The organism is Pseudomonas sp. o96-267 (genome assembly GCF_003935465.1).
In the GTDB taxonomy this organism is placed as follows: domain Bacteria; phylum Pseudomonadota; class Gammaproteobacteria; order Pseudomonadales; family Pseudomonadaceae; genus Aquipseudomonas; species Aquipseudomonas sediminis.
Genome location: NZ_RHQP01000031.1, coordinates 56,804 through 74,898 on the forward strand (window position 1 = coordinate 56,804; position 18,095 = coordinate 74,898).

15 protein-coding genes are annotated in these 18,095 nt (G+C 55.0%); 14 read left to right on the top strand and 1 reads right to left on the bottom strand.

Features of this window, described 5'->3' with window-relative positions; translation table 11 throughout:
• Positions 1-60 precede the first annotated feature (60 nt).
• Genes EGJ86_RS19455 through EGJ86_RS19475 form a run of 5 tightly spaced genes read left to right on the top strand, consistent with a single transcriptional unit; the run spans position 61 to position 7,966 of the window.
• Complete coding sequence (locus tag EGJ86_RS19455) at positions 61-534, top strand: hypothetical protein (RefSeq protein ID WP_125836282.1); 474 nt, start codon at positions 61-63, stop codon at positions 532-534.
• Positions 531-1,169, top strand: a complete 639-nt coding sequence (locus tag EGJ86_RS19460) for a hypothetical protein (RefSeq protein WP_125836283.1) — start codon at positions 531-533, stop codon at positions 1,167-1,169. Before EGJ86_RS19455 ends, EGJ86_RS19460 begins: the two co-directional genes overlap by 4 nt.
• Entirely contained in the window at positions 1,159-2,232 is a 1,074-nt protein-coding gene (locus EGJ86_RS19465; protein ID WP_125836284.1) for a hypothetical protein, read from the top strand. The genes EGJ86_RS19460 and EGJ86_RS19465 overlap by 11 nt, the downstream gene beginning before the upstream one ends.
• 10 nt (positions 2,233-2,242) lie before the next feature.
• On the top strand, positions 2,243-3,448 hold the full coding sequence (locus EGJ86_RS19470; RefSeq protein WP_125836285.1) for a hypothetical protein: 1,206 nt from the start codon (positions 2,243-2,245) through the stop codon (positions 3,446-3,448).
• A gap of 21 nt (positions 3,449-3,469) precedes the next feature.
• Positions 3,470-7,966, top strand: a complete 4,497-nt coding sequence (locus EGJ86_RS19475; protein ID WP_125836286.1) for an LPD1 domain-containing protein — start codon at positions 3,470-3,472, stop codon at positions 7,964-7,966.
• Positions 7,967-8,018: 52 nt separating this feature from the next.
• Here EGJ86_RS19475 and EGJ86_RS19480 read toward each other — a convergent pair whose 3' ends face one another.
• Positions 8,019-9,239 (bottom strand): hypothetical protein, encoded by a 1,221-nt coding sequence (locus EGJ86_RS19480; RefSeq protein WP_125836287.1) that lies wholly within the window; start codon positions 9,237-9,239, stop codon positions 8,019-8,021.
• 373 nt (positions 9,240-9,612) lie between these two features.
• On the opposite strand from EGJ86_RS19480, the gene EGJ86_RS19485 reads away from it, so the two are divergent.
• The 9 genes from EGJ86_RS19485 to EGJ86_RS19525 all read left to right on the top strand — a co-directional run bounded on the left by EGJ86_RS19485 (position 9,613) and on the right by EGJ86_RS19525 (position 18,021).
• Positions 9,613-10,296, top strand: a complete 684-nt coding sequence (locus EGJ86_RS19485) for a DotI/IcmL family type IV secretion protein (RefSeq protein ID WP_158620911.1) — start codon at positions 9,613-9,615, stop codon at positions 10,294-10,296.
• On the top strand, positions 10,293-11,312 hold the full coding sequence (locus tag EGJ86_RS19490; RefSeq protein ID WP_125836289.1) for a DotH/IcmK family type IV secretion protein: 1,020 nt from the start codon (positions 10,293-10,295) through the stop codon (positions 11,310-11,312). Before EGJ86_RS19485 ends, EGJ86_RS19490 begins: the two co-directional genes overlap by 4 nt.
• Positions 11,312-12,577, top strand: coding sequence for a DotG/IcmE/VirB10 family protein (locus tag EGJ86_RS19495; RefSeq protein WP_125836290.1), 1,266 nt, complete (start codon positions 11,312-11,314; stop codon positions 12,575-12,577). The genes EGJ86_RS19490 and EGJ86_RS19495 overlap by 1 nt, the downstream gene beginning before the upstream one ends.
• Before the next feature lie 13 nt (positions 12,578-12,590).
• On the top strand, positions 12,591-13,919 hold the full coding sequence (locus EGJ86_RS19500; RefSeq protein WP_125836291.1) for a hypothetical protein: 1,329 nt from the start codon (positions 12,591-12,593) through the stop codon (positions 13,917-13,919).
• A 12-nt stretch (positions 13,920-13,931) separates the two neighbouring features.
• Positions 13,932-14,597, top strand: a complete 666-nt coding sequence (locus tag EGJ86_RS19505; RefSeq protein WP_125836292.1) for a hypothetical protein — start codon at positions 13,932-13,934, stop codon at positions 14,595-14,597.
• Positions 14,598-14,637: 40 nt separating this feature from the next.
• The gene (locus EGJ86_RS19510; RefSeq protein ID WP_125836293.1) at positions 14,638-15,033 is read left to right on the top strand and encodes a hypothetical protein; all 396 of its coding nucleotides are present in this window, start codon (positions 14,638-14,640) and stop codon (positions 15,031-15,033) included.
• Between the two features lie 90 nt (positions 15,034-15,123).
• Positions 15,124-15,831, top strand: coding sequence for a hypothetical protein (locus EGJ86_RS19515; protein WP_125836294.1), 708 nt, complete (start codon positions 15,124-15,126; stop codon positions 15,829-15,831).
• Complete coding sequence (locus EGJ86_RS19520) at positions 15,828-17,162, top strand: hypothetical protein (RefSeq protein WP_125836295.1); 1,335 nt, start codon at positions 15,828-15,830, stop codon at positions 17,160-17,162. Before EGJ86_RS19515 ends, EGJ86_RS19520 begins: the two co-directional genes overlap by 4 nt.
• Positions 17,152-18,021: a UvrD-helicase domain-containing protein gene (locus tag EGJ86_RS19525; protein ID WP_158620912.1), complete on the top strand. Its 870-nt coding sequence runs from the start codon at positions 17,152-17,154 to the stop codon at positions 18,019-18,021. Before EGJ86_RS19520 ends, EGJ86_RS19525 begins: the two co-directional genes overlap by 11 nt.
• The last annotated feature ends 74 nt before the right edge of the window (positions 18,022-18,095 follow it).

Below are 18,095 nucleotides of genomic sequence, written 5' to 3' on the forward strand. Positions count from 1 at the left end.
GAATTACTGTACCAAGTATTGTGAACGAATTTCAGCCATTTTTCCAAAGGGATAATCAGCATGGCCCAAGCATTGCTGGATAGCGCCAGCGTTCAGGCTCACTGGGACGAGGTGAGCGCCCCCCTGGCGCGGCTTCTTCGCCTCATGGATAGCCGCGAGCCGTGGGCATTGAAACCAGATGCCGAGTTCATCGGGCTGCTTGACCGCTTCATTGAGCGAATCGAGCAGCCCGAATTTGTTTTGCTGCTGGAACGCGGGGAGAACGCCTTGAGGCTGGCTGAGGTTTTCTCAGTGCTGCATTCCAGTCGCTTTATGCGGCTGATCGAGCTTTGTGATCGCAATCAACCCGGCGTTGTATCCCGGCTGCTGTTTGCAATGGGGCAGCTCGGTGGCGGGTCCGAAATCTTTGCGCAGCTGCTGTATGAGCGCCTTCTGGCTGTTCATCGGTGCGAACTGCTTGGTCAGGTCATTTCCGTGGAGCGATGCCAGCGCATCGTGGACGACATCAAGCTGCTGCAGGAGGTCGCCCAATGAGGTTCAGGCTGAAACAGGCGGGGCTGGCGCTTGGGCTTGGGGTCATGCTGGCCTCGGCTGGGGCCGTGAATGCCGCCAGTTACGACGATGGCGAATGCGAGCTGGATCAGATGATGAGCAACACGCGGGTCGAAATGGACCGCATGGCCATCGGCATGTACGAGAACGGTGTACTGGACCCGACGATGGACGCCATCGAGTCAGCAATGGATGTGAAAACCGCATCCTGCCTGCCAATTCTCGATCAGCTGGACTCGCTGATGCGCATGCGGATTCCGTCTATGGGCGGTGCGCTGGGCAACGTCATGTCGATGATCCGTGATCTGGCCTGCGACATGCTCAACAGCGCGATTGAAGGCATCGTGAGTGACATTTCGATTGGGTACAGCGACCCGCTGGGCATTGCCTCGATTGGGGTCGGCACCACTACGGACGGCAGTAGCGGCACTCAGATTGAAACCTATGACCTGGGCGAGGTGGTTATCGATGCCGCCATTGGGGCTGGCACAGATGCTGTCGGCAATAGCGCAAGTGGCCTGACGGACAAACTGCCCAGCGGACCGACTGACCGAAGCAGCTCATCGAGCACGACCACTATCGATAGAGAAGTGCGGGGGGCTATCAATGGCCTTTAAGCAAACACTGTTGGCTACAGCGATATTGTCTGCTGGCCTCCTGTTCAATGCGGATGATGCCAATGCAACTGGCATTCCTGTCTACTGCTACAACTGCCAAGAGGGTAGCAGTAACGCCGCTCACTCGATCCTTGATGGCATTCGCAATCAGACCGAGGCCCTTCTGAACGCAATGGATTACACCATGCGGGCAACGCAGAAGATCACCACCGTTCGCGAAGTCGCAACGGCAGTTGCCGAGCAGAAAATCAACAACTCTTATGAAATGGAGCCGTCGCTTGGGGCAAAACCGCGAGTGGCGTGCGGTCAGATGGGGGCAGCTGCGCTGCGGGCGTCGAGTGGCGGGACTTCAAAAGCGGTGCGGGAAGTCCTTGCAAAAAACACGTCTGCGTACAACCAGCGCAACCGCAAGCTGGCATCGGGTGAACCTCGACGTGATTACGCCATCAAGCAGATTCTCGACACGCTCGATGATGCGGAAGAGCCGGTGGAGCCGGGCGTTGTTCTTCTGGAGGATCAGCCCATTACCGAGGATGAGCTTGTTACGCTCAAGATGCTGGTCAACCTCTTGCTCAACCCTTTCCCTGTCGAAGAGCCGAGCCAGGCAGATATCACCAGGATCAAAGAAAGCGGCTCTCCGAAGGAGCGAGAGGACCTGGCCCGTTCCATTGTGATGCAAAAGCGCACCGCCGCTGCCCAGTACGTGTTCGATCAGTCCATTGAGCGCAATCGCCAGAGCCTTAGCACTTCCAGGATCAAGTACATGGTCAAGGATATTGAGAACTACCTGAGCGATGAAGATAAAGCGCTGCTCAACGGCGACAAGATCAGTGTGAATCAGTTGGATGAGCTGATGGCGACGTACCGGATACGGTCGAGCAAATGGGTCGCTGAGGCAATGGCTACGCCGTCTGCTGCAAATTCGCGACGAGATATGACCCTGATGACTGCAGAGCTGCTGAATCAGCTCTGGCAGCTTAACCAGACGAACCGGCAGATAGCCAAGCAGCTCGCCATGGACACTACCCGTGAGGTTAGTCAGTCAGGTCTTCAGTCACGATAGAGGTAGGGATATGTCCGTAGAACAAGCTAGGAACATTGAGCAGGAAATAGACGAAGCGTTGGCAATGTCGGACCAGGCAATGGATGACGCTCAAGTCGATGCAGAGTTTGCTGCTGCCCATGAGGCAGGCCTTGATATGGCTGCGCCAGGTAGCACTGCTGCTGATTTTGACTTGGGCAGCGTCGAGCTGATCAGCGAGAGCATTGAGCAGCAGCCTGCGCCTGAGTTCGATCTGGCCAGTGTCGAACTGATCAGCGAAGGAAAAGGCGAGTTCAGTTTTGACGACGACGATCTGCTCAGTAGCGATGAGAGCGAAGCCATGATCGCCGCTCACAACGCCGTGTTGAGCGGAGGCAAGCAGGAACAGGACAGTAGCGCAGAAGAAAGCCCGGAGCTGGGTGACTCAGTAACCGAAGAAGACCTGCTGAAACAGATCGAAGAGCCGTATTTCGGTTCCGACAGTGCGCGCTCGTTTATGGCCAAAGGCGAGAGCATGAACAGCTTTATGAATGGGCTGCAGAAGCCATCCATGAAGGAGTTCCCTCAAGATCAGTTTGATAGGGCGATGGCGAGCAGTGCAGCCGCTCAAAACAACCCGCAGGAAGCAGCCCCGCGCTTTGAAATGAGCCTGGGCAAGGCTGCTTTGCTGATGGGGGGCGTGGGCCTCGCGAAACTCGGTAAGGCAATTGGGGAGGGCGGTGGGGCTATTAGCTCTTCGCTCAGCAATTACATCGACGCTCGCCAAAATGCTCAACTGGATCGCACGATCAGTGGCTTTGATAGCGAGCTGCAGGGGCTGCGCGATGCTGGTCTGTCGGGGCTGGATGACAGCCGTATTCCGCTTGATGAGCGCCAGGAAATGGCGCACCAGTTCTTTTCTAACCCTGAGAACAAGCGTTACCTCGACAGCCTGAGCGAGCACGCTTACAAGCTGAAGAAGCAGGCCATGCTGATGATGGACAAGGGCATCAAGAAGGGCGATGCGCCTGATGCCGTGGTCGAGCGGGTCTTGGAGCCTATCCGTAAGTTCACGGAAAAGAATGAAGCCCTACTGGACTCCGTGAAGATCGGTGGCGAAACACTGCTGCAGAAGATGGACAGCATGATGAATAGCATCTTCAGCAGCCTCCAGAAATTGTTCCAGCGTATAGCAGGTGCGCTTGGCTTTGGGGGCGGCGAAAAAGGCCCCGCAGCCACTGCGCCCAAAATGGGCTGAAGCTGAGCGAGGGGGCTGTTTATGGATGAAATACCTAGCGTATGGGGTCGTCACGCTACTGCTCTGATCGACCCCATCATGGTCAGAGGAAAGCTGATCACCTCTGTCATGCAGGCACCGGAAGAATGGGCGCCCAGGCTCAGTTCGCTTGGTTTTAGAAAGAGCAACGAAGGCTGGTTGAAGCTCGGTGCCTTGAAGCAGTCTGAATACGCATTTCTCTCGCACGAGATTGATCTTGTCGGGATGCGTAACGATGACATTCATGAGGCGCGCGAGCGGGAACCGGATCGAGTGCCGCTCGATGTACAGGATGTTCTGCTGAGGCTTTGGCAGCGGCAGACGGCTACGGTGATGGTAGCGCTGAGCATGGAGCACGATGCCACGCATACCAGGGCCGAGGCTTGGTCATTCGTTGAAGCAGCACTGGCCGGCGAAGTCACCCCGGAAACGGAGACGCTATACGGGCTGACATTGACCAAGATGACCGTAGGCGGCGGCTCTCTTTCTGCCGATGCAGAGGACTTTGCAGACGCGCTTGGGTGGCAGCGGCGCGGCAAGTCCTCACTCCTGCCATCGAACGCCGGCAAGCTCCTATTCGCCAAAGGTGAGAGCGTTGAGTGGATTACTGCTGATGGCATACAGCAGTCCGGTCGTGTAGCGCGGAAGGTGTCTGTCACAGACAAGGGCTGCTGGGTCATCCAGGCCCCCCGATGGGCTGGCGGCTATGCCTATTCAGCGCCGGTCTGGGTAGATCGGACGCAGCTCTACTTTGAGCACTCAGCGCAAGACTGGGCGAACGAACAGGCGCTTGAGCAACTGATACCCCATGCAGATACTTCGCAGACAGAGGGAGCTGGCGAAGCTGATCTGGCTATTCCCGTCACCGATGAGCAAGAGAAATTGCTACTGCGCTATGTGCGCGCTCACACGGCAACATTCCCGCCGATTGAGGGGGTAGAGCCTCTATTTACATCGCTCAAGGAAGTCGAGAGCTTCGGGGCTGATGGGCATATCTACTCTCAGGAAAATCTGGAGTGGTTAGAACGAGTCGCGGCGGTGATGGAGGGTGCCAGCAGGCGGCAGTACGGCTCACTGCCAATGGGCTTTGTCATCAAAAGCACCCTCATTGATACCGAGGAAGGCTTTAAGCCAGGACTCAGCATGTCCCTCGCGGTAACGGTTGGCGCGACGAGGGAGGTGAATTACAACGAAGAGTCTGAGGCGAAGATTCTCAGTGGCGGGCTTCTCCACATTGGGCAAGCCGCTAAGCAGGTCGAACAAGGGCGAGCGTTTGCCGAGGCCGAACTTATCTCTTCATCTGCTCAGCTATCACAGCTGGCAAACGCTGGCTCACCAAACTCATACGTGTCATCGGGCTTTCGCGTGCGCTCACCGATGCTCTGGCCCAAGATATCCGACTACTTGGACAAGCAGATCACTGCTGAGGATGTTCTGCGCATCCAGTCAGTCCTGGTGCGCGGAACCTTCAATGAGCTGCACAGGCTCGGGGCATCAAGTCTTGCAGATGCGCTGCATGATGGGATCACAATCAAGAACCCGGACGGGGCTGTGCATGACGTGTACGTGGATGTGCGCGGCTTGACTGCAAGCCTTGTGGACCTGAATGAGGTGGCCACCGCCTTGTCGGCCCCAGGCCGTCTTGGTCACGACTGGATCAACAACGTCCCGTCGATCAAGGTGTCGCTCTACGATGTAGAAGCAAGAATGCCCGAGGGTGCCATCTGCCCTGTACCTGCAGGAGTCCCCGTCAAGTTCACTCGCAGCAGTCGAGGCGACGGCGAGAGGGCGATTTTCCAAACGCCAGCGGAAGCCTTGTCCCTGTATATCAAGCTACTTGATGCAATCGAGCCTATTGCCAGCTCGCAGGACAAGCTCATTCAGATGCGGAAGGTGGCCGAGAACTATGACCTGTACGAGAGGTTGAAGCTCGTACCGCAGAAGCTCCGTGAAATGGGCATTGCTGATCTACGGCAAGCGATCAAGGCGCAGGTCTTCATGCAAGAGGCTAAGCGCGTCAGCCAGATGAGCGAGGGCGGGCAAGACCGCATGCTTGACCAGATAGCCGACACCTTGCGGAAAGCCGAGGGTAATCAGGGTGTTGTTTGCCTGTTCTCTTCTTCCCGAGCGGGCTACAAGTGGCGCATGGTCGGTGTACCGGTTGATGCCGCTACGCTCGATCAGACGCGAGCCGTGACAATGGAAAGCGCGGCGGTCAACTTTAAAAACCGTATGAGGGTGCGCGGTGTTGGCATCTTGATCGATGGGGTCGCCATTGCGGACCCTGATCTTGCCAATCTGCTCAACGGGGATGGCCCGGCGAAGCTCAAGGAATCTGCTCCCAGTACGACGCAGGAGGGCTATCAAGATACCGGCGTAGTCGCAGGCCTTGCAGCCAAGGACATCAGGGGCATGCGTCGCATGGAGCTGCTGGACGCAGCTGAGCAGATGAGTGATCAGCAGAAAGGTAAGTACATCACCCGCGAGCTGATTTGGCCTCGCAAGAGCTTTGAGGAAATGCGCGAAGCCGGGATCGAGCTGAAGACGGCTTATGTGTACGACCTTTTCTGGAAGACATTGCCCAAGGCCCCGATCACTGCGAGCCGGCAGCATGTGTCGGCCTTCATCAACGTCATCAGCTCGATGAAGGAAGCCGTTGAGCCTCTGCTGAAAGAGCCGTTTGCGCCGGGCAATGGTGAACTGTCTTTCTCGGAGAAGATCCGGGCAGCAACCTCTGGTGTATGGCTTGATCTTGAGCACAGCACCAGAAGTCTGTACTGCCGCGACGTATATGCTCGTGGCTACAACAGGAGCCTAAGCTGGAGCGACTTTACGCCCCATCGCAGCCGTAAGTTGATTACCGAGCTGGCCGAGCTTTCATGGTCTGACGTGCTCAAGAGCAAGAAACGGACTGCCCCTGCATCGAGCGGTAGCAAGGTGGTGCGAGGCGAGATTGTGCGCAATGGGCCGGACTATAGGGATGGTCGATCCGTCACGGCAGAGGATTTCATCCGCACATTCGGTTTCTCTGGTGTCGAGTACGGTAACTGGACCAACCAGGCTGAGCGTGAGAAGCACCTGAACCTGGCTTACGACAGCATGATGGACTTTGCCCGAGTCATGGGATGGGAGCCGATGTCGCTGAGCCTTGGAGGACGGCTAGGACTCTGCATCGGCTCTCGTGGCAAAGGCGGCGCGCGGGCTGCAAACGCTCATTTCGAGCCAGTCAATATGGCAATCAACTTGACCAGGATGCGCGGCGATGGGGCCTTGGCCCACGAGTATTTCCATGCCGTTGCACGTCACTATGGGCATCTGGCCACGGGTACGCCGGTCGATATGACTGATACGTTCGGCTACCTGCTGCAGAAAGATGGGGCCTTGCCCAGCATCCAGAAAAGCGGGTTGCGTGAAGAGATGCAGCGCGCTTTCCAAGACCTCGTTGTGGCAATCATGCGCAAACCCGGTGACGAGGACGACTACAAGGACATTCAGCAGTACCAGCAGCAAAGCAAGATGCTGCTGAGCAGCATGGCGGAAGACGGAGCGTCAGGAAACTACTGGGGTACGCCGCATGAGATGTTCGCCCGCTCGATGGAAATCTGGTTTAAGGACCGGCTCAATGATACTGGCGAGCGCAATGACTACTTAGTAGGCGCAGAGAAGTCTCCTGGCAGTCATCCAGTGTACCCAGACGCCGAACACCTTCAGCGGATCAATCACTTCGTTTCGCCGTGGCTCGACGCAATCAAGCAGGAGGTAGCTCAGGTCGCACACCCGTTCTTGGGTGACCTTGAAATGCCCGTGCTCAACACCGAGATGCGCAGCGTGATGCCCTTGTCTGTTGATCAGCTGAGCGCGCTGGCGAGCGTTGAACTGAAGCGGCTGTTTGCCGAGTGCGCCCCGAGCACCCTGATAGTGAATGATCCAGTTGCTAAGGCCGGGATGTATGAGCTGGCGCGTGACTTGATCACGCTCAATGCCAGCGCCGCTGATGAAGGGACGTTCTATCACGAGGCCTGGCATGCCTGTCATGGGAAACTGCTCACGTCAGAAGAGCGTGCTGGTTTGTCCCATGTGTTCGCTGTTGATGGGCCGCTGGCCGAGAAGGTCGAGATGCTTCTGGTAGCGAAGGGCGCTGACCAGCATGTGATCGATCACATGCGTACAGACTGCCAGGAAGTCCAGGCCTATGCGTTTCAGCTCTGGAAGGAAGGTCAATTCAGGTTCGATGACTTCAAGAGCCAGGAGGCGCACACGTTCAGCCGTGTCGGCACTTTCGTCGAAGGTGTAACCGGGGTGGGCGAGTATTTCGGCGCAGCTGAGGCCGAGCGGCTGTTCACTCGTTTTCTTTCCGGTGACTTGGCCGAGGCGAGACTGTCGAATGCCGCAGGCAATCCGATGGAGCTTGGGGATGATTGGGACTCTGACAACAGCACCCTCTATTGGGAGCCAGCGCCTGATCAGAGCCATGCAAGGCGGGAGTTCGGGATGAGCTGAGTGGTGGAGTAGGGGAGAGAAAAGCGCTGGCTCATCACCAGCGCTTTTTTTGTCAGTTGGCTACGGGCAGGCTCTTCCAGTCGTCATCATGCGGCATTCCGCTGATCACATCGACGCCACCAGAGCTGTTCTTGAAGGCAATGAGCGGAGTGCCAATGCGGGTATTGGCCCTGTGCAGTTCGACGAAAAGGCCCGTGGCTGGCTTGACCGCCGCATAGTCACCTTCTTGCAGAGTACCAATTGCTCGCTGGCCTTCTGTCGAGTTGAGTTTCCATTTCCCTGCCATCATGGATTTGAGCAGGGAATCCGCATTCTCGGGAGAGGACTTCATCTCCTTCATCACCAGGGCAGACATAGCCCAACTGGTCTCGTTCAAGAACATCGGAATGAAGTGGAAGGTTATGCCGCGCTCTTTTGCCAGCTTCTCGCTCTGAGCATGCAGATTCCGGCAGTGGTTGCAGTTCGGGTCGAAGAGCACATAGACATCATTCGGCCCGGTGCCAGTTTCCAGTGCGTCAAACTCTTTCAGCTTGCTCAGTAGGCGAATCCGCAGTTGCTCAGGGGTCGGCGGCGTTTGCCCCTCGCCCTTGAAACTGTCTGCGAGCTGGGTGGACAGTGGGTTTTGCTCGGTTTGTGGCTGTGGCTGTGGCTGTGGCTGCTGCGGCCGGGTAAGACCTTGCCCTTGGCTCTTATCTCGCGTTTGAGCTTTGCTCATGTAGTCGTCAATGACGGCCCGCTGCTCATTCAGAGCCTGCTGCACATCAGCGCTCAAGTCGCCGTTGCCCAGCGAAATATCGCTGCGCTTATTCATCAGCGGCCCATTCAGGAAATGCTCACCATCGGGGAGCACATAGACGAAACCCTTGGTCTTCGGGTTGTCCTGGTCTGCGAGCATTTCCACCTCAAGCAAACACGATTTAGTGTTACCAAAAGCAAGAGGCTCGGCGCTCAGGAAAGATGCTGCCGGGAAGAGCTTCTTTAACAGCTCGTAGGCTTCTTCCTGCTGTGCCACTTCCTCGCACGCGGCTCCAGTAGGAGCTAGCGGCGTGAGGGGCTGGGGTGTCTCTTTAACCGCCTCGATTGGTGTTTTCATGACGTATTCAGGCTGGCTGGTGCCATAGATGGCGGGGCTTCCTGGCTGCGCATTGTAAGTTGATTGAAAACTCCAGAGGCCAGTCATGACCGCAGCACCAATGGCAACGCCAAGCAGTAGAGGCTTGGAAGTTGTCTTCTTCTGCGTGTCAGCGTGGTTTTTTTCGTTGCTCGTTGTCATGGCTCGTTCTCGTGTAAACTATCGTATAGTGATACTACACCAAACAAAATTTAGCTGCTACGATGTGTGGCAAATTGAGAGGTGTAAATGCTTTTGCGCGACTTTCTACGCTCGCTGCCGTTCGGACAGAGAAGCGAATTTCGACAGCTCATGGCGGATGCGCATGGCGTGTCGGTATCGCTGGTTCGGAAGTGGGAGAACAACCCGCCGCCGAGCGGCTGGCCTGTAGAGAAGCGTCGTGCGCAGTCACGTAGGCACCCTGCAGAGCTGGTGGCCATTGAGATAACTGAGCGCCTTACCGGGCAAAAAGTAACGAGACATGACCTGCGCCCAGAGTGCTGGGTGGGTGCCGAATCGACAGGGGGTGATGGGGATGTCTGAGGAAAAAGAGACGCTGAGCGAGCTGGCTCAACTGTTGGAGGGGCATGGTGGCGCGTCGGTTATTCGCGATGGGATTCATGCTGCCGAAGACCGCCGGTCAAAGAACCGCATGATTTTCTGCCTGGTTGGTCTGCTTGGCCTGTCAATTAGCTGGAACTTCTACCAAACGATCACCGCTCCCGAGCCGAGGTTGTTGGGTGAAACCCCTGATGGGCGAATTAGGCCTCTGCCGCTACTGACCGACCCGATGTACTCGCAGAAGGAGATTCTTGGCTGGGCAGAGAAGTGCGTGGTCAAAATCTACAACCTCTCCTATGTCGATTGGCAAAAGACGATTGCCAACGACACCGAATGTCTTTCGGACAAGGCGCGGGAGGATTTCGCAGCGTCTCTGCGCAAGGTCGGGGTTTTGGATTACCTCACCCCTGAGAAGCAGGGGACTGTTTATGCGGTCCCTCGCCAGCCGATTCTCCGTAAGTCGATGGCAGGTCGTGGTGGCTACAGCCAGTGGGTTGTCGATGTGCCCTACCGCATCGCCGTCGATGGCAAGCAGCGCGGCTCACTCGATGTGGTGATGACCATGCGTATTCGTCGCGTAAGTCTCACCTGGCGTGAGAGTGGAATCTGGGTTGATGAATACATCGTCTCCCCGAAGCGTTCTGGGGGGGGCGCATGAAACATTTTTCTATGAAACTTGCAGTGGTGTCGGTGCTTTTCGCTGCAGTCAGTTCGGTGAATGCAGAAGAAGTAGTGGTAGCGCAGGAGCCAATTGAGCAGCGCCTTGACAATGCTTTGAGTACAAGCCCCCAAACGGTCTTGAAGTTGCGGAAAAAAATTCAGGACTTCTCTGCTGCTAAGCAAGCCCCTATTGAAGGGGACTTTGAGCCGGGTATTCCTCAAGAGGTTTTGGACATTGAAGAAATGTTCGATATCTCGCTTGAGCCAGACCAGATCGCGCCGAAAATCTTCTTGGCGCGCTACCAGAGTACGGCGATTTCCTTTGTGGATGCTTATGGTAAGCCGTGGCCTATTCGCAAGATCAGTAACTTTCTCGATGGACTTGTCCTGATCGAGAAGGCAGTTACGGAAGATGCTGCACCTCAGCAGAAAGGTAATGGCGAAGAAGGCGGTGGTGGCTCTACTTCTGGTATTGATATCAAAGACCCGCAGGCAGGTTCTTTTACAATGACAGCGCTCAAGCATGGCGTTGTCGGAAACATCACGGTTTACCTGCATGGCCTCGCCACGCCGGTAACTATTGTGCTTGTTGGTAAACCCTCCATGTTCCACCGCGTGGCAACTCTTCGCGTGGCAGAGGTCGGCCCTCAAACAGATACCGCGCTGCTGTTCCAGAACAGTGGTGTAGCCGTGGGCACTCCCTCGGATGCTGATCTGAATAATGCGCTTTATGGTGTCGGCCCGATAGGCAGTGAGGAAATGGTCGTAGAGGGCGCTGAAGGGAAGGCGTGGCTAAAGGGCAAATACCTGTACCTACAAACGCCGGTCGCAGTATTCAGTCCAGAAATTCTTCGCACTTCACCAGGTAATGGAAAGTTTCGCGCATACAAGTTTGAGCGGACGCCAGTAGTGATGGGGACCGATACGGGTGGCAAGACTGTCACGCTGCGCATCAAGCGCCATCCAGCTACTGCAATCCATGAGGAAAACAACCTGCGCACGGGCGGCATGTGATGAGCGATAAAAAGATTAAAGATGACGACCTGAATATCAGTGCCACAACAAACGAGCGCATTGGTGAGCAGGCTTATGAGGCTCAAGAAACTGTTGCCCCTGTTCGCGGGACGACAGCAGTAAAGGCCATATTTGCACCGGCAAATCGTAAGCGTCTTCTCGCATACGGGGGCGCCGGGGTTTTAGTTCTTGCTGCTTTGACTTGGGTTTTCTTCTCCCTGGAAGAGCAAGAGGTTGTTCAGGGCGGCCAGAGCCGCGTGAGGGGGGCGTCGTTGCAGGCCCGCACTAACGAAAACCCAAGTGCAATTCAGCGTGCAGAGGCTGACCGTTATAACGCAGATGTTTTGCCCGAAAAGCAGGAAAAAGATCCAAGCGCACATCCGGTGATCGTCACAGAAAATGCTGACGCCAATCCTTTCGAGCCGAAAAAGCAATTTAAGCGGGCAACGAAGTTGAGCGAAGTTGGCACCAGTGAAAGGCAACAAACTCAGCCTCAAGCCCAGGCGCAGCGTGGTAACAGAAAGTCCGACGAAAATAAGGGGATGGATGACCTTCTGAAATCGCTGATCGATGCAGAGGGTGCCAAGGTGCCGTCTTCCTATTCCGTAGAGTGGGCTTATGCACAACCTAAATCCGGTGGTAATGCCAAGGCCGCAGATGCCAAGAACGGTGAGCCTGGTAAAGATAGCAACAAGAAGTGCGCGAACCCCGCAACGCGCGCAGCAACCATGTATATGGCGACCGCTGATATCGCACTTAACAGTGATGTAGGCGGTCCGGTTTCCCTGACCATTCGTAATGGTCGGCTGCGCGGTACTCAGCTCCTTGGTGAGTTTGAACGCAAAGAAGAATGGCTGCGCATGACTCTGAAAACCATCGTCACCGATGAGCATACATTGCCGGTGGAAGCGATTGGCCTTGATATGGATACAACGCTCAATGCGGTCCAGGGTGATGTTGATCGACACATCCTTTATCGGTACGGGTGGTGGGGTTTTGGCACTGTTCTTAGTGCTATCGGCAAGGCTGCAGAGGCAAATGCTGATAGCGATGTTGTTATCACCAACGGCGCAGTTGTTGAAAGCACATCCTCAGATGCTCAGCGTGAAATGAAAATGGCGCTAGGTTCTATGGGCGACAGTATTGGTGCAGCATTCCAAAACAGGATTAACCGCCCAATTACCGTGAGCTTGAAAGTTAATGATGAAGTGGGTGTCTTCTTCTTGAAAGACGTTTGCCTACCTGCTGAAGAAAGTGATTACTGAACTGGGGGTGGATATGAGCAACGGTAAAGATAAAAGCGGTAGTCAGGGTGACGATTTCGACTTCGACATTTCGCTTGATAATGGTGATCTGGACAAGATGCAAAGTAGCGGACCTATTTCGGCTGAGCCACGGAGCGGGGCTGGCTTGAAAGACCCTGCTGCTAGTCCTTCAGGCAAGCGCGGGCCGCAAGCAAACACAGACATCAAGAAACTTGTTATTGGGGCTGTGGTGGCTGGTGTTGTGTCCATTTCTGGATTGGGCTACTTCGCGGTGAAATTTTTTAGCAAAGATTCGGCGTCTCAATCGAGCAGTTTTGCGAGCGAGACTCGCAACGACTCCGGCTCTGCAAATGGCATTTCTCTCAACGCCAAAGAAGACCTTGATCGGCTCAAGGCCTCGCTCGGCGTCGAGCCAAAAGCCGACAGCGAACTGAAGCTGGAGGTGGCTGACCCCGAAGGCCAGATTGCTGATGGTGAGGCAGATGGGGCTACCAAGGAGGTTGTCGAGGCAGGCGCTGATGTTGGCAATGGCGTAGTTGAAGGCGGCCAGGCCAAAACCGCAGGTGACAGCGAAGAAAAGCCGGCAGGCGATGTCAGCGAAGAAGAGAAGATGTATGACTCGTTGCTGGCGGATGTTAATGGCACAGGCGCTGCGGCTGATGCGGGCAAGATCGATCAGGGCGCTATTGGTCGCAAGGTGGATGCCAAGCGACTGGATACGCTTGAGGGGCAAGTGCTGGAAGCCCGCACCTCGATTGGCGATATCAAAGGTACGGTCGAGGAAATACGCGGCCAGGTAGCTGAGTTGAGCGAAATCCTCAAAGGCAACGAAGCCCACCAGGATGAAATCGAGCAAAACATCAAGCGCCTTACCGCGCAGGTTAGCCAGCTGCGCAACCAGAAGGCGCCTGAGAGCAACAAGTACCAACAGCAACTGGCTAAAGCCAACAGCGGCACTCGTTCAGGCTCTGCTCAGCCGCAGGCAGCCAGTAGCGCCGCGTTGCCGCCGCCAATGAAACCTGCTGCAGCGAAACTGCCGCCTCCTGCACCAAGGAAACAGATTATCGCCCAGAGCAACGCCCCCGTGGCACCGACACGACAGGCTCCTGCCAAGGCATTGGCAGATGACCAGTACATGCCGGCCCACTGCAAGGGTGAGCGCGTTTCCTCTAATTGGCGCGTCAAGGGCGTTAATAGCCAGTCCGCCTATGTGGTGCGAGAGCAGGATCGCGTTGGCATGTACCTGAAAGCTGGCGTTGATGTTCCAGGTTTCGGTCAAGTCCAAATGTTCGACCCGGTGAATCGTGCTGTTTGCACCACTCAAGGTTTGATTCGCCGTTAAGGGCTTATGAATATGCTTAATGAACTTATCGCCATGCTTACTGGCATGGGTGCCGCGATTGATTTCGTGAGTTTGGTCGGTTTGTCGGTTGAAAGTACGAGCCTCACCAGTTCTAGTGGCGCATCAAGTCTTTTCGAGATTGGGAAAGGCATTGGCGATATGTTCATTCAGCTTAGTGCTGAATATCCAGTAATCCTAAGCTCGCTTTTGTATGTGTTTGCTGCCTGCGGCGTTATTATCTCAGCAATGGGCGCATTTGAAATCATGAAGCTGGGGCGTCGTGACTCCATGAATTATTCGCCTGTAACTGCTGCTTGGTGGCGAATGATTGCCGGGGTTGGTCTTATCGATATTGCATTTTGGGCAAAGGTGTGGACTGACACGCTCTGGTCTAATAGTGATCCCCTCGAAATTTCTGCATACACAGCTGGCCAAGGCGAGGATTACAGCAAAACTGCATTGATGGCGGCTTTAGGTATTGTCGTTATTGCGGGGTATGTGGTGCTTGCGCGGGCCTATTTCGCCGCAGCAAAGCTGGGGTATTTGTCCCCGGAGGCGCGTGCTGACTTAATTGCAGCGATCATTTCTAGGATTGTGGCTGGCAGCTTGATGATTGCCTGCTTACATGTGGCAGAGGCGCTCGATAACTCAACCGGATTTAACTGGTTGCCTGTTTAAAATGGAAAGAGGTTTAATCGTAATGAAAGCATGTGTTCAAATGAAAATGTACTTGGCCGCGAAGAATAGTCTTCAACGCTTTCGCCGCCTGGCAGTTCTCCCGTTTCTGGCAGCCCCATCGCTGCTTGTCTCGATGCCGGCTTACGCCTTGAAACTCTCCGACTTCTCCACTGGCTGGGAAGAGGAAGCGGGTGCTATTACTCCTGTTGTGCTGATGCTGATCATGGCTGCTGGCATCCTCTTCGCTGGCTTTGCAGTTGTCAGTGGCATTATTGCCAAAAAGAATCAGGAGCCACTTCGTTGGCAGTTGTGGGGTGTTGTTGGTGGCGCTATGACAATGATCATTCCTGCTCTTCTGATGGCGATGTCTGGTTCCCTCTCTAGCGACAACGACTCTTCCAGCCAGGTGCTCAGCGATTTGAACATCAACTATTAAGCGTCGAATAAAGCCCTGATTTATCGGGGCTTTAGTATTCCCGTCTCGCTGTAATAACCTTCCCAACAACTTGTCCATAGGGGTCTTGAAATGACTGAGGTTTGTATTGGCACTGTTCTTGATCCCGTTATTTTTGGAAAGCTGATGGCGGGTGGGTGGCTTGATAATGAAAAAGCTAAAGTCGCAGGGATGCAGATTCTCAGGAAAAACAAGTTCACTTGCAGTAGCTGCGGTTTTGTCAGCCGCAGCTCAGTGCAGGTTCCCCACGGCTACATGATTCCAGTTGATTATGCCCATCCTGGGTTGCTAGCAGCTCATGGTGATGGGGGCTGTTTGTGCTCTATTTGTGCAGCCAGTATTGGCATCAATTGGTCGGTTACGATTGAAGGTCAGGGTGATTCATCCGCTGGCGTGCCGGGGATGCTTATCGCGCAATCCAGACTGACTCAGGTGCAGATCAATCGGCTAGCCCTGCAAGTGATCAGCCTGCTGGCGAGTCAGCCTACTCCGCAGTTATCTAAACTCCAGTCAGCTGCTCGTGACATTGATGCGGCAATGACTGCGCTTAATCATGAACTTGGCGGCTCTATCCCGTTCTATCGTGGTAATGACTCCGATTTTGCAAGAGCGCTCTCCTTGATTCCTCAAGAGTATTATGAGCAGCGCGAAGACATTCTGGGGAGCCTGCGATTCTGGCCCAATGTTCGATATTGGAAGGAGCAGGGCGTTTATTGGATGAAGTCTACATTTGAAGACATGCTGGCATCCGATAACGAGCTTCTTGGAGTCGTCAAATGAAGGCCCTGCCCAAGATTGGAGTAGTGCTCTATGCGGACGGCACACCATTTTGTCGCGAGGGCAATGTTGCTTGCGAGTACCGTAAAGAGCCATTTGAGTTTTCGTCGGCCAGTGATTTACCTGGGCAGACCCTTTGGATAACGAATGCAAGCCTCGGAGACTTGATCGAGGCCGGGCTGCATAAAAGCCCGAAGATCGCTCATGAAGGCTACTATCGATCCCGCATAGCTCAGATATCGCAGGAGCTTGGTATATCGAAGCTCAACTTGCGTCAGCAAGCTGCATTCCTTGCAGAAACGCTTGGCAATGCCGCAGAAATGGCTCGTGTGCATTTGGGCCTTACACAGTATCCCAGTAATGGGCTGGCTAATGCCGTTGGCCAGCTTTTTGGTGTAAACGAACCAGCGGCGGGCACAGCGTCCTTGCAAGTTGCCGAGCAGGCTTGCCAGCGTTACACCGCTTGTGAGCGGGATCGTCGCTACGAGCAGGCCGACATTTTTTCCTTCTGGATGCCTCGCTATCAGTGGGCGGAAAGCCTGCTTGCCGAACCATTCCCCAGTGGCGACGGCATTAACGCTATACCGAGCCATCAACTCCCCAGCATGGGGCGAGACATTGCTGCGCTTGTTGATTGGGCCAGCGCAGAGAAGATTCCGCTTTTTGCCAGGGTCCGAATCAAGGGGATGGAGCAGACGGTCGGCAAGCTGATGAACTACGGCGCGGGTGCTCAGAGTATCAATAACTCTGCGAGTGGCGGTGCCCGTAGCTATGACGCAAGGAATATGCGTGAGTGGTGCGCGCTTCCTGAGCTTGAGGTATTGAGCCAGGTTGGCGATGTTGACGTGATCCAGGTTGCCGTTGCTTCTGGCTGGGCGAGTAGCGGCCTGAATCTATACAGCAGCAAGCTGAGCCGAATTTCCTATGCCTATGGCATCGTTGCCGAAAATCTATGGGTTGGACTTACGAGAAAGCCTACCCCCAACGGTAACACCTCGCGAACACTGAGAACTGCTTGGCTGCAGGCGGTTGATCGAATGCGCTGCCTCAGAGTTGCCGAACGCCTCTACAACATGGGAATGGAGGTGATCAATTATGGTAATGGCCGTATCACGGTTGTGTGCCCTCAGTCGGTACGCGCTCTGATTCCCCAAGCCGCTTTAGAAGAGGGGATGCTTTATCCCGCCTCTCTTGATGGGCTGCAAGGTTACGAGATTAACCAGCAGCAGCCCGTGCATGTCATGCAGCATCTGATCACTCATCGCGACTACCGGCGAATCATCGCCGTCGATCAGCGCTCTCTGCAGGAACTGGGGCAGAGCCGTGAAACTTAATCCGCAGCAGAACCTGATTGTTGAGCATCCGGTTACTGAGTCGGCACTTGTACTCGCAAGCGCGGGGTCTGGCAAAACAACGGTTATTGCCAGGCGAGCACTGGTGATAGCCGGTCAGCTCAATACAGATCAACACCTGCAGATGCTGACCTTCTCCAATAAGGCTGCGAAGGAAATGAAAGAACGGGTCGAGCGGGTTGGCGGCTCCGGTTCTTTGCACAATATCCGTTTCGATACGTTCCACTCGTTCGGCTTGAAACTGTTGAAGGATGATCCCGAAGGGTATGGGCTTGCCGGCGATTTCTCGCTGCTCAGCGACAACGATTGCAAGCGTTCTTTGCGAGCACTGGCTCGTGAGTACGGGCTACCGAAAAAGATTGAGTCATCTGACAAGAAGAAGATGAATCCGGTTGCTTGGTTTGGAACGTGGAGCCTCGCAAGGCAGGCCGGCTATGACGTTACAAATGCGAAGAATAAAGACGCGATCAGTGAGCAACTGACGGCTGCGCATGATCTGAATCCTGATCAATTGCGTTTGGCGTGGAATACATTGATCAGCTATGAGGCGCAGAAGCGCCAATCAAATTCGGTCGATTTTGACGACTTACTCTATCTGCCTCTTATCCGCGTTGCTCGTGAAGAAGAATACCGGGGCCGGGTTCGGGCTGGGCTTGCGTATGTGCTGATTGACGAAGCCCAGGACACCAACAGAATCCAATATGAACTTGTCCGATATATTGCTAATGGCCATTGTGGGGTCACGGCGGTCGGTGACGACGACCAATCGATCTACGGCTGGAGAGGTGCTCAGGTTACTAATCTTCGACGATTTGTTGCTCATTTCGGCGCACAAGAGTGAATCGCCCCGGCTTTTGTGGAGGCCGTTTCGTTTAAGTCAGGCCGCCATGGCCTGACCTGCTTGTTGCTGGTGGA